Genomic DNA, 12,915 nt, shown 5'->3' with positions numbered 1-12,915 from the left:
CTCGGAGTAGTAACTGCGCGTGCCCCCGCTATCAGTTTCGGTCATGCGCTGCGAGAATCCGGAGTGTGTTTTAAGCTATGCGTACACCGATTGGTCGGGGGATTGGCCGTCGAGTGAACACAAGGGGCGACACATAGCGGGGGGATTTTTGTGACTAGTGCACAGGCGGAGATTTCGGCTACCCGAAAAGCGGGGCCGCAGCCTATGACAGGCACAATCGCGCCGGATGCGCCTCCAGAAGCGCCGGAGCCACAGCCGGTGCCGCTGATGCGTGCACTCATGCCGTTAATCATGGTCGTGGCAGTGGTTGGCATGGTGGTGTTGGTGTTTGTCTCTGGGATGGGACGTAACCCGATGTCGTTTATGTTTCCGCTGATGATGGTGTTTTCCACTGTGGGCATGATGGTGTCGGGCGGGGCGGGAAATAAGGACATGGCACCGGTGCGGAAGGACTATCAGAGGCATTTGTCCAGTATTCGCCGCGCGGTGGCGAAAGCAGCGAGGATGCAGCGTGAATCGGCGCAGTTTATCCACCCTCGGCCTGGAACTCTGTGGCAGCTGGGGGCGATGGGGCGGGCGTGCGAACGCCGAAAGGGGGACCCGGATTTCTTGCAGCTGCGCATCGGGGTGGCAACGCAGCAGCCCGCAACGCCCGTAACACCACCGGCAATTCCGGCGCCGGAGAAACTGGATCCGGTTTCCGCCGTAGCACTGCGGGAAGTTATTCGATCGGCTCGTCAGGTTGAGGGCGTGCCCTTTGCCATAGATGTGTCAGCCTTTGAGATCATCGCGCTCACTGGAGATACCGCGGCGCAGGGGCTGGCTCGAGCGATGGTCGCCCAAGCTGCTGCGCTGCATCATCCGGAGGATTGCCTGATTGCAGTTGTGGGAGATGAGTGGGAATGGCTGAAATGGACGCCACACCACGGACACCCCGCAGTTACTGATGCCTGTGGCCCAGCGCGGTTGCGGGCGGCGACGTGTGTGCAGCTGACTGAGCTGCTCACGGCTATCGACACACTGCCAGCTGCAGTGCTGATTGTGCTGGCGGATTCGAACGGACAGCACGATGTCACTGAACTGACACCGATTTTTGACGCGGCGGGGTCGGAGACCTCGGTAGTACTACTGACCGTCGTGGAAGCGCAGTCAACGTTGTGGGAGGCAGCGGTTCACCATGGCATCGCGCTGGTTGTTTCCACTACTGCTGTGCATGCGGAAACCGCGTCCGGACGGGAGGAGATTGGCGTACCTGATCAGCTGAGTCCAGCAGAAGCGGAGGTGCTTGGGCGGAGCTTGGCGCGTTTTGAAGTACCAACAAGCGCAGATGATTCCGTTAAGACCTCGGAAGATCCGGTGATGGAGGAGCTCGGGCTCTATCCGCCTCCGACAACTCTGCGCTACCGACCGCGCTACGGCAGTGCGCGTCTGCGAATTCCTGTGGGGGCTGATGACAGCGGCGCGCCGGTCTATCTGGATTTTAAGGAGAGTGCCGAGGGCGGCATGGGGCCACACGGTTTGTGCGTTGGCGCCACAGGATCGGGTAAGTCGGAATTCCTCCGAACGACCGTGGTAGGGCTCGCAGCCACGCACAGTCCGGATCAGTTGAACTTTGTGCTGGTGGACTTCAAGGGCGGGGCGACGTTTCTGGGCCTGGATCAATTGCCTCATGTTTCGGCGGTGATTACCAACTTGGAGCAGGAGCTTATCCTGGTCAACCGCATGGAAGACGCACTGCGGGGTGAGATGACGCGGCGTCAAGAGCAGCTACGCGCTGCGGGGAATTTTGCCGGTGTCAGCGATTATGAGCAAGCCCGACGCGCTGGGCAGATAGATGCGCCACCCATGCCTGCGTTGCTGATTGTGGTGGATGAGTTTTCGGAGCTGCTCTCCGCACGCCCGGAGTTTGCTGAGCTCTTCGTTGCGATTGGTCGGTTGGGGCGTAGTTTGCACATGCATTTGCTGCTGGCCAGTCAGCGTCTGGAGGAAGGCCGCTTGCGCGGGTTGGAAAGCCATCTTTCCTATCGTATTGGGTTGAAGACCTTTTCCGTCGCGGAGTCCCGCAGCGTGCTGGGCGTTCCGGACGCCTATCATCTGCCGGCCATCCCGGGCATTGGGTATATCAAATCTGCTGCCGCCGAGCCGGTGCGTTTTCGGTCGGCGTATGTTTCCGGCCCGGTGGTCCGTCCGCAGCCTGTTGACGGTGCGGCGGCTGGGGCAGAGCAGGGGCTGCAGGGCCAGGTCGCCGCTGTCGCTGAATTTACCGCTGAAAATTGGACGCGGGAGGCTTTCGGTGCGTCGTCAAGCGATGGTGGAATGGTGGATCCGCCTGTGCAGACATCGGAGCAGACGGTGCTCGGTGCCGTGGTGGCAGCGGTCTCGCACGTACCGACACGTGCGCATCGCGTGTGGCTGCCACCATTACCGGAGGCCATCGAGCTCCAGCCCGACGAGCAGCTGCCGCGACAGCGGTTGACCGGTGTGATTGGACTGGTGGACAAGCCGCTGTTTCAGCGTCAGGACCCACTGCGTATTGACCTGCGCACGACCGGTGGGCACGTGGCAATCGTCGGAGCGCCGCGGTCAGGAAAGACCACTGCCGCACGCACAGCGATCCTCGCGCTTGCCGACGGCATCAGCGCTCGTGACCTGCATTTTTATATCGTCGACTGTGGTGCGGGCGGCTTGAGCGACCTGGCTGAGTTGCCGCATGTCGCGTCGGTTGCACACCGCGGAGACGAGGAGCTTATTCGCCGTACGATTGGTTTTTTGCGTCGTGAGGTAAGTCGTCGGGAACAGCTCTTTCGCACTAATGGATGGCTCTCTCCGGAAGCAGCACGGGCGGCAGGACAGCCGGATTCGGTGTTGGTCATTGACGGCTGGGGTGCGTTCAAAACGGAGTTTCCGGCGCTGAGCGACGATGTGCAGGCGCTGGTTGCAGATGGATTGGCGGTGGGAATTCATGTCCTGCTCACGGCCTATCGCTGGACGGACATGAGACCTGCCGTTCGCGACCTGATTGGTACGCGGATTGAGCTGCGGCAGGCGGAGTCGATGGATTCAATGATTGACCGTAAGGCAGCAGAGCTGGTGCCGGAGAGCCCAGGACGCGGAGTCGCGCCGGGCGGGTTTGCGATGCTGGTAGCTCTCACCGGCGTTGCAGACGCTAAGCGGATTGCAGAGACAGCGCCGCACGGTGAGCAGGCACCAAAGCTCCAGTTGTTGCCGCGGCGGATTGATATTGCGCGTTTGCCACGACCAGCGGCCGCGACGAGAGGTGCGATTGCAGTGGGGCTCGAAGAAGCCGGTCTGGGCGCGGTGATATTCCACCCAGAAAAGGATCGTCACCTACTGATATTCGGTTCGGCAGGCAGCGGCAGAACCGCCGCGCTGAGGGGCATCGTTCACCAGTTGCGGTACTCGCAGTCGTCCTCGAAATTCGTCGTAATTGACTACCGCCGTGGGCTAATGGAGGCCGTGCCCCAAGAGCGGCTGGCCGGCTATGCGGGCTCGGCTGCGGTGGCGACACCCATGCTGGCAGAGCTGGCAGAGGTACTGAAGGCCCGTCTCCCGCAACCGGATATCACCCCAGCGCAGTTGAAGGCCCGAAATTGGTGGAGTGGTCCAACCATCAATGTCATCGTGGACGACTATGACCTCGTGGCCGGCTCGCGGGGTAACCCCTTGCAGCCGCTGGCAGAAGTCATCGCTCACGCCGCCGACATTGGGCTCAATATCTTTTTTGCCCGTCGAATCAGCGGGGCGTTGCGATCCCTCCACGACCCGGTCATGGGTGCGGTTAAGGACCAGGGTGCCAGCGTCTTTGTTATGGACGGCACACGCGACGACGGCCCCATCCTCGGCGTAAAGCCTTGCGAGCAGCCGCCGGGCCGTGGCTATTGGGTGGCGCACGGCCAGAGTCCGCAGGTTGTGCAGTTGGGGTGGTTGGATACCACTGGTGACCAGGAGGACAGTTGATGATTCGGGTCGAATCTTCCTCCACCACCCAGACCCCGACGCTGCGCCACGGCACCTGGCACCTGTGGGGACTCGCGGCACCTGCAGACACCGCAGAACCGGCGGTGCATGGCCCTAGACCGCTTCTCGAGAGCATGCAAACAGTCATTGTGCCCAGCTATTGGGGTGCTGTGCGACAGTGCCGGTTGGCCTCCGCGCTATTGGCTGCTGAACTCAATCCGTACATCCTGACGCTTGCCGACGCCGTTGTGGAACTCGATGAGGCAACTGTGTCTCATAGCGTGTTGGTGGAAGTAGAGGAAACGCGTGTCTGTGTCACTCGTCTGAGCGGGGGCCACATTGCCAGTCGGATGACACATTTGGTCGGAGCGAACGACAGCGCACCATTGGTGGAAACAGTCATTGCGCTGGCTTATCAGCTGACCATGTATCCGGATGCGCCCCAGGGGATACCCGATGATGTGGAAGTTAGTGGTGGGCGCGGTATCACTGAGTATCCGCCCCGCTGGCAGGAGGATATTGAGTTCATCGTCGGCGAAGTTCCACCCGGGCTAGCGAACCCGCGGCGAGCTCTACTAGTCGATCGTCTGCGCGACCGTGGATTTTTAGTCTTCGACTGCCCAGCATCGCGGCTCGGGGAGTGCGTAAATCCGGCCTGGTTGAAAAACATCGGCGACGCTGAAGCCGGTGAAGTGGAGCCGTCGGAGGATTTCGCGGGGCGGCGTCCTGCAGCCAGGGCAGAAGTCAGCTCAGCGTCGAATCAAAGCACAGTTGTGTCAGTAGCTGCCGTTGGTTTGTTGACGGTGGTGGTTCTGATTGTTGGGATTGCTGCATGGCTCTTTAGTGGCGGCATAGTTAGGGAGAACGAAGGGAGACAGAAGCAGCGTGAGACATCGCACGCACAGGCTCCTCCTGTAACTACGCCTCCTGTAACGACGCCTCCATCCACATCGAAACCAGTTCCCGATTCTGCTCCAATAGTCAAACTGACCAATGCGGGCGTGGAAGCTCGGTTTCCCGGCGGGTGGGAGCTTGACTCGGCAAGTCCGTTAGACCGTCTGATTGCGGTGGATGGCGGAGATATGCGCGTCTTGGTGCTCGCTAGCCCGCTTTCGCAGGACATGGCGCTTGAACATCTAGCCGCCGCTTTGAGCAGCTCCGTTGCCGGGGATGAGACAAAGTCCGCGCCGGAACGCAGACAAGTACTGGGCACCGATGTCGTAGTCGTAGAGGAGCGGCTGCCGTCAGGTAATTCGATAGTGCTCTGGCATCACAAAGTGATGTACGGAACTCAAGTCAGTGTGGGGTGCCAGTTCAGAGGAAGGACTATTGCGCCGGTACGACCCGTATGCGACCAGGCAGTAGTAAGCGCTCGGCCGGTGCCGTAATACGCGAGGGGCGTAGAGAAAGTGACTGGGGGATGGGCGGGGGGGGTAGGCAGGGGTAAAGGTTGGAAAACCAAAATGGAACCGAATCGGGGTTTTTCGCGCCAAACAATATGACGGGTTTTTAACGCGGGAAGCTGGCTGGCTCGCGCGGGGAGGTAAAAATGCCGTCGTTAATCAGTCACTCAACACGAATAAGGGGGAAACAGTGGCAAACCTATTTGCAGCCGAATCAGATCAAATGACCACTACCGCGGGGGACGTCGATGGCGTCAACTCGGAAGTACAGGGCGAGCTGGGTCGCATTCGAGGCGTCGTGGACGGTCTGGCGGGGGAATGGAAGGGCCAGGCTAAAGACAGCTTCGATGATCTGATGCTTCGTTGGGATGACGCAGCTATGCGTCTATCCAATGCGCTGACGGATATCGCGGATAACATCCGCGCAAATTCCAGCAGCTTCGATGCGGGCGAGGACGAGGGGGCGTCGTCGTTCAAGCAGGTGGCAGCAGCGGGTGCGTCGTTGCTGAACCTCTAAACGTTTTATCGAATCGCACAACCACAACACTGAATCACACAACACACATCACCTTTTGGGGAAAGGGTTCTTAATGCAACCAATTAGGTACAGTTTTGGCGGCATCGACGGTGCTGCCGATGACATTCGGTCCACTTCTGGCACCATCAACGGGCTGCTCGGAGATTTGAAGAAGCGCATCGCGCCGATGGTCTCTACGTGGGAGGGTGACTCTTCGGATTCTTACCAGGAGGCTCAGCGTGAATGGGACACAGCAGCGGAGGAGCTCAATATGATTCTCACGACTATCGCGGATACGGTCAGCGCAGGTAGCCAGCGAATGGCGGATATTAACCGCCGCGCGGCAGCTAGCTGGGGATAGCTTGGTTCCTGCTTGAGGCACTTTTGATTGAGCTATGTAACCGGGGGAGGGGAGGACATTGCTCAATTGAGATCTTCAGTTAGGTATCTGCCTTTGAAGTATTCTTGCTAGCAGCACTCCAGGGGGGGGAAAGGCCAGTCTCAGCAGTTTGCGGCTGAGACTGGCTTTGGCATTTTTTGTTCTAGTGCCATCTCAAGGTAGAGTAGTCAAACTGTGTGCGCACACGTGAATGTTGCCTCGGGTCTCCACCGGCCGCCGGGGAATAACAACAGTGTGCACGGTGGCTGGCAAATCTACACGGACCCTAAAAGGAGTCATGTTGTCTACTTTCCATCCGAAGGACGGTGACATCGAGCGCAAGTGGTACGTCATCGACGCTACCGACGTTGTTCTCGGCCGTCTGGCTACTCACGCCGCAGACTTGCTGCGCGGTAAGGGCAAGGCTTACTTCGCCCCTAACGTCGACTGCGGTGACCACGTCATCATCATCAACGCCGATAAGGTGCACGTCTCCTCGAACAAGCGGGAACGTGAGATGCGCTACCGCCACTCGGGCTTCCCGGGTGGCCTGAAGTCGATGACCCTGGGTCGTTCCCTCGAGGTTCACCCGGAGCGTGTTATCGCTGAGGCTATTGAGGGCATGATGCCGCACAACAAGCTTTCGCGTGCGTCCATCAAGAAGCTGCACGTCTTCGCCGGTTCCGAGCACCCGTTCGCCGGTCAGAAGCCTGAAAACTACGAGATCAAGGCGGTGGCACAGTGACCAACCCACAGGACGTCAATGAGAACCAGAACGTAGAGGCCACCGAGGCTTCCTACGATGATGTTCAGGCTGCCGCTGCTGCTGCCACTGAAGAGTTCACCTCTTCCATCGGCGACGCAGTTGCTACCGAGACCGAGGCTGAGGCTGCTCCGGCTGCACCGCTGACCCTGGATCGTCCGATTCAGACTGTCGGTCGTCGTAAGCGCGCTGTCGCCCGCGTCGTTCTGACCGCTGGTTCCGGCAAGATTGTCTGCAACGGCCGCGAGCTCGAGGATTACTTCCCGAACAAGCTGCACCAGCAGGAGATCAAGGATCCGCTGGTCCTGGTCGAGCGCGAGAGCCAGTTCGACATCAAGGCCAACATCAACGGTGGTGGCCCGTCCGGTCAGGCCGGTGCTCTGCGCCTGGCTATCGCTCGTGCCCTGAACGAGTTCAACCCGGAGGAGCGCAGCGTTCTCAAGAAGGCTGGCTTCCTCACCCGCGACGCTCGTGCTGTCGAGCGCAAGAAGGCTGGTCTGCACAAGGCCCGTCGCGCACCGCAGTACTCCAAGCGTTAAGCTTTACTGCTTCGAAAAGCACCTCAGTTTGCGTATTACACGCAAGCCGAGGTGCTTTTTTGGGTTAAAGTCCGCCGTTACCAGGCATGGCTGCATTTTTGAGACAAGCCCCGTACGTTAGACTTTTATCCGTTAAAAACTGCCACGAGAATCGTTTATCGCGGTGCGATTGCAGTGCGATGAAAGTGCGATTGCAGTGCGATGGGAAGAAGGAAACCGTATGGCGGTGAGCACCACAGCCACCAAGACCTCCGACGCGAAGAGCTCCTCTAGCTCGTCGTCGGTGGCGAAGCATCCCTTCCGCATTCGACGCGTACCAGGCATTGATGGGCTGCGCGGTCTGGCTGTTGCCACAGTGGTGATCTACCACTACTTCGATAATGTGCTGCCCGGTGGCTACATCGGTGTGGATATCTTCTTCGTGCTCTCCGGATTTCTTATCACCTCGCTTCTGGTGCGCGAACGCGCGGTCACTGGGCGCATCGATCTAAAGGACTTCTGGCTTCGTCGGCTGCGCCGCATCGCCCCGGCTGCGATGTTCGTGTTGTTTATTTCCATCGCCGTCGCAGGTCTGGTCGGCGGGGATCCCGCTGTTGGCTTGTCGACGCAGTTTCTCGGCACGGTCTTTTTCGTCAATAACTGGACGCAGATTGCGGGCTCTCAGTCCTATTTCGCGGATTCCGGAGTGCAGCTGTTAGCGCACTACTGGTCACTGTCGGTGGAGGAGCAGTTCTACTTGCTCTGGCCATTGATCTTTGTGGCTCTTCTCGCCTTGAAGCTGGCATCTCGCAAGCTGGCAGCAGTGGCGGGCATTGGGGCGGTTGCTTCTTTCGTGTGGATGGTCTCGCTCTACGATCCGAAGGTCGACCCCACGAGGGTCTACTACGGTACCGATACTCACGCCTTTGGTCTCCTGTTTGGCGCGGCCCTCGCATTGTGGTTGACATCGACGTCGTCACGCGCAGAGGCGGACTCCTGGCCACGCACGGAACCCCTCCTGCGGGACTTCTTTGGCAGTTCCGCCCAGGCTTTCGTAGTGGCCTCGCTGCCGCTGATCTTCCTTTCGTTGGTTCTGCTGATGATGTCGGATACCGCGTCGGCGACTTACCGCGGTGGGTTGGTGTTCGCCTCGTTGCTGTCGGCGGCGATTCTCTATCTTGTCGTTCGCGGTGTCTCACCCGTGCGTCAGATTTTTGAGTTCAAGCCACTGTGCTGGCTGGGAAAGATTTCCTTCTCGCTGTACCTGTGGCACTGGCCGGTCATCGTGCTCATCCGCGAACTGCTGGAGCGCAATGAGGCCATGCAGTATGAGAACCTCGCTGCCTTCGCAGGCATCGCGCTATCGCTGCTTTTGGCGAACTGGTCGTACAAGAATGTGGAATCGCCAATTCGCCGGATGGGTTACCGCCGTTGGATGTTGCAGTTTTCGGGCACGCAGTTTGCCGGTTCCTGGAAGCCGCGCGTTGCAGCAGGGCTGGCGCTGGTCGTCGTGGTTGGTGCAGTTGTGGGAATGGCTACGGCGCCGAAGATGACGCGTTTGGAGGCACAGCTACAGGAGGCAGCTGAGCGCCGTGCACAGGCACAAAAGGCGGAGGAAGCCGAGTTGGCCAAGCGTGTTATGCCGCGTGGTGACCAGATCACCGCTATCGGCGACTCTGTGATGCTCGCCTCGGCGTCGGCGTTGGAAGAGAAGCTGCCCGGTATCTATATCGATGCGGCTGTTTCCCGTGGTTATCCGGCCGCCCCGGAGATCATCGCGAGTATGAAGGCGGCGGGTACGCTCGATCCATTCGTCGTGCTGGGCCTTGGTATCAATCAGTCGGCTGCGGCATCGGACGAACACCTGTTGGATGAGATCCTCGATTCGCTGGGTGAAGACCGCATCATTGTCCTAATCAACCCGTACGGTGATCGTGTGTGGATGCCGCAGTCGGAGAGGGAAGTCCTCGACGCGGCAAAGAAGCGCGACAATGTCTATGTGGCTGACTGGTGCCATGGTGTGCGTGATGATTTGTCCAAGCTGCGCGCGGACCTTATCCACCCGACCCCGGATGGCGCCGAGGTCTATGCCAATGCCGTGGTCGATGCTTTCCAGCAGTATGCGAAGAACAAGAAACGCATTCCGGACACCTGCGGAATCTAATAAAAATCTAGTTAGTAGTGTTTCCACGGTAAAGTAAGTGGCTGTGGCCAAACAAAAGTCTTCCTCCAGTCACCGTGGATTAAAGATTTTCCTCGGCATCGTCCTCGGTATCTTCGCGCTCTTCGGTGTGTTTTACGCTGTCGATTACGTGCTGAACAAGGACCATGTCCCGCGCGGGTCTACCGTTGCGGGGATTGACATCAGCACGCTGAGCGCGAATCACGCTGAGGCGAAGCTCGAAGAGCAGCTCGGTGATCTTTCCACTCACCCAGTGGCGTTGCGTGCCGGCGAACGCACGGCGGAGGTTCTGCCCGAGGAGGCGGGGCTGAGCATCGACTGGGAGAAGACGGTCGCGCAGGCGGGCAAGCAGACGGCAAACCCAGTTACCTGGGTGCGCAGTTTCTTTACTACCCGTGAGCTGGATTTGGTCAGCGATATCGATAACTCTAAGTTCGAGCCGCAGGTCGACCGTCTCGTCGGCGAACTGACTATTGCTCCCGTCGATGGTGAGGTCAAGCTTGTCGACGGCCGCGTGGAAACAACTCCACCGGTCATCGGCCAAGATGTCGACCGCAATGCGGTCAGCGGGGATTTGGCCGCCAAGTGGTTGTCGCCGGAGGGCATCGATGTAGAGACCACCGCGCACGACCCGGCTATCGGTGAGGAGCAGGTCCGTGAGGCAGCTGAGGGAGAGGCCGCCGATGCGGTGTCGGGCCCCATTGTTGCCAAGGGCCGTGATGGCAAAGATGGTGTAATTCCGCCGGAGCGCATGGCTGAAATCATCAGCTTTGTGCCGCGCGACGGCGGATTGGCCGCTGATATCAATGTCGACCGCGCACGCGAGATCCTCGAGGAGGGGCTGGCTGCTTCCGAGGTTGATAAGCGCAATGCGTCGATACGCTTTAGCGGTGGTGCGCGTGAAGTGGTCCCCTCGGTTGATGGCGTGGCCGTGAAGTGGGATGAAACTATGAAGGACTTCGCCGAGCGTGTGACTTCGACGGATAAGCGCGAGTTTGATGCGGTCTACGAGGACAAGCCCGCCACCTACACCACCGAACAAGCGGAAAGTGCCACCTTCGATGATGTCATTGGTGAGTTCACCACCGGTGGCTTCAGCTCGGCATCGGGAACAAACATTGCCCTGGTGTCGCAGATGGTCAACGGCGCATTCGTGGCGCCGGGCGATACATTCAGTCTGAACGGCTACACGGGTCCGCGCGGTACTGCGCAGGGTTTTGTCGAGTCGGGCATTATCCTCAACGGCCATGCGGATAAGGCTGTCGGTGGTGGCATTAGCCAGTTCGCCACCACTTTGTACAATGCTTCGTACTTTGCGGGCATGGAGGATGTCGCGCACACCCCGCACAGTTACTACATTTCGCGTTACCCGGCCGGCCGTGAGGCGACGGTGTACGAGGGCGCAATCGACCTAGCGTTTAAGAACAGTTCCGACACTCCGATTCTTATCGAGGCCGTTACTACTGGTTCCGACGTCACTGTGCGCATCAAGGGTGTGAAGAAGGTCAACGTCGAGTCCATCAATGGTGGCCGTTGGGCATACACGCAACCACAGCGTATGCAGGTCAGTGGCAGCTCTTGCCAGCCGTCGTCGGGTGCGCAGGGCTTCACCACTTCTGATACACGCGTTATTCGGGACCTCTCGGGCGCGGAAATCTCGCGTGAAACTCAGACTACGGTTTATGACCCGCAGCCAATTGTGTCCTGTGGCTAGTCTGGATTCGCCTGCGCGACCGGCTAAAGTAATACAGCATTGACAATGCAATAGTCCGCGATACCAAAACTCATAAAACCCCCAAGGAGTGGTCTAGCAACAATGGCACGTCTTTTCGGAACTGATGGCGTCCGCGGTTTGGCGAATAAGACTCTGACCGCACCGCTGGCAATGCGGCTGGGTGCTGCTGCGGCCACTGTGCTGACTAGCGGCACGAATCCGTCGGGGCGTCGTCCCCTGGCCATTGTTGGCCGCGATCCGCGTGTCTCCGGTGAGATGCTCGCCGCAGCGCTGTCTGCCGGCATGGCTTCCCAGGGCGTCGACGTTTTGCGTGTCGGCGTGCTGCCCACTCCGGCTGTCGCTTTCCTCACCGACGACTACGGTGCCGACATGGGTGTGATGATTTCGGCTTCTCACAACCCCATGCCGGACAACGGCATCAAGTTCTTCGCCGCGGGCGGCACCAAGCTTGACGACGCGGTGGAGAAGGAAATCGAACACGCTCTCCACAACCTGCCGGAGACCGGCCCCACGGGCACCGGAGTGGGGCGTGTCATCGAGGAGGCCCCAGACGGGCTCGACCGCTACCTGTTCCACCTCTCCCGTGCGGTCAGCACCAAGCTCGACGGCATTCGCGTCGTAGTGGATTGTGCAAATGGTGCTGCTTCGCAGGCCGCCCCCATGGCGTACGCGGCCGCCGGTGCCGACGTCGTCGCTATTCATGACAAGCCGAACTCCTACAACATCAACGACAACTGCGGTTCCACCCACATTGAGGTTTTGCGCGCGGCAGTGCTGGAGCACGGCGCGGATCTGGGTCTGGCTCACGATGGCGATGCCGACCGCTGCCTGGCTGTGGACTCGCAGGGCAACATCGTCGATGGTGACCAAATCATGGCCATCCTGGCCGTCGCCATGAAGGAAGAGGGGCTACTGCACCACAACACGCTGGTGGCCACTGTGATGAGTAACCTCGGCCTCAAGCTGGCGATGGAGGAAAACGATATCGCCCTGCGTACCACCAAGGTCGGCGACCGCTACGTGCTGGCAGATTTGAACGCCGGCGGTTACTCGCTCGGCGGTGAGCAGTCGGGGCATGTGGTCATTCCGGATCACGCCACCACTGGTGACGGCACCCTCACCGGTCTGTACCTCATGGCGCGGATGGCACGCACCGGTAAGTCTCTGGCTGAGCTGGCCTCCGTAATGAAGGTGCTGCCGCAGACTCTTATCAACGTGCCGGTGTCCAACAAGGCCGCAATTCTGGAGTCTGATGAGGTCAAGGCCGCCATCGATGCAGCCGAGGAGAAGCTGGGTTCCACCGGTCGCGTGCTGTTGCGCCCGTCCGGCACCGAGGAGCTCTTCCGCGTCATGGTGGAGGCCGCCGATGCGGAATCGGCCCGCAAGATTGCCGGGGAGTTAGCTGCGGTTGTGGCCGCAGTCTAGAGTCAGGAGTGTGGA

9 protein-coding genes are annotated in these 12,915 nt (G+C 59.7%); all 9 read left to right on the top strand.

The window, feature by feature from the left end; all coding sequences use genetic code 11:
• The first annotated feature begins 150 nt into the window (after positions 1 to 150).
• The 9 genes from eccCa to glmM all read left to right on the top strand — a co-directional run bounded on the left by eccCa (position 151) and on the right by glmM (position 12,900).
• A complete protein-coding gene (eccCa, locus tag HMPREF2920_RS02120; protein WP_141764633.1) occupies positions 151 to 3,978 on the top strand; it encodes a type VII secretion protein EccCa in 3,828 nt (1,275 codons plus the stop codon).
• Entirely contained in the window at positions 3,978 to 5,366 is a 1,389-nt protein-coding gene (locus tag HMPREF2920_RS02115) for a type VII secretion-associated protein (protein ID WP_070601258.1), read from the top strand. The genes eccCa and HMPREF2920_RS02115 overlap by 1 nt, the downstream gene beginning before the upstream one ends.
• Positions 5,367 to 5,571: 205 nt before the next feature.
• On the top strand, positions 5,572 to 5,898 hold the full coding sequence (locus HMPREF2920_RS02110) for a WXG100 family type VII secretion target (protein ID WP_005510029.1): 327 nt from the start codon (positions 5,572 to 5,574) through the stop codon (positions 5,896 to 5,898).
• A 73-nt stretch (positions 5,899 to 5,971) separates the two neighbouring features.
• On the top strand, positions 5,972 to 6,259 hold the full coding sequence (locus HMPREF2920_RS02105) for a WXG100 family type VII secretion target (RefSeq protein ID WP_016422090.1): 288 nt from the start codon (positions 5,972 to 5,974) through the stop codon (positions 6,257 to 6,259).
• A 319-nt stretch (positions 6,260 to 6,578) separates the two neighbouring features.
• A complete protein-coding gene (rplM, locus tag HMPREF2920_RS02100; RefSeq protein WP_005509852.1) occupies positions 6,579 to 7,022 on the top strand; it encodes a 50S ribosomal protein L13 in 444 nt (147 codons plus the stop codon).
• Positions 7,019 to 7,579: a 30S ribosomal protein S9 gene (gene rpsI / locus HMPREF2920_RS02095; protein WP_016422091.1), complete on the top strand. Its 561-nt coding sequence runs from the start codon at positions 7,019 to 7,021 to the stop codon at positions 7,577 to 7,579. The genes rplM and rpsI overlap by 4 nt, the downstream gene beginning before the upstream one ends.
• 220 nt (positions 7,580 to 7,799) lie before the next feature.
• On the top strand, positions 7,800 to 9,722 hold the full coding sequence (locus tag HMPREF2920_RS02090) for an acyltransferase family protein (RefSeq protein WP_016422092.1): 1,923 nt from the start codon (positions 7,800 to 7,802) through the stop codon (positions 9,720 to 9,722).
• Positions 9,723 to 9,765: 43 nt separating this feature from the next.
• The gene (locus tag HMPREF2920_RS02085; protein ID WP_042389147.1) at positions 9,766 to 11,454 is read left to right on the top strand and encodes a VanW family protein; all 1,689 of its coding nucleotides are present in this window, start codon (positions 9,766 to 9,768) and stop codon (positions 11,452 to 11,454) included.
• A gap of 102 nt (positions 11,455 to 11,556) precedes the next feature.
• Positions 11,557 to 12,900 carry a phosphoglucosamine mutase gene (gene glmM / locus HMPREF2920_RS02080; protein ID WP_016422094.1) on the top strand — a complete coding sequence of 448 codons (1,344 nt, stop codon included), beginning with the start codon at positions 11,557 to 11,559 and terminating at the stop codon, positions 12,898 to 12,900.
• Positions 12,901 to 12,915: the final 15 nt, after the last annotated feature.

It is taken from the genome of Corynebacterium sp. HMSC075F02 (assembly GCF_001838335.1).
Classification (GTDB): Bacteria; Actinomycetota; Actinomycetes; order Mycobacteriales; family Mycobacteriaceae; genus Corynebacterium; species Corynebacterium jeikeium_D.
This window is presented reverse-complemented; position numbering and strand designations above follow the sequence as displayed.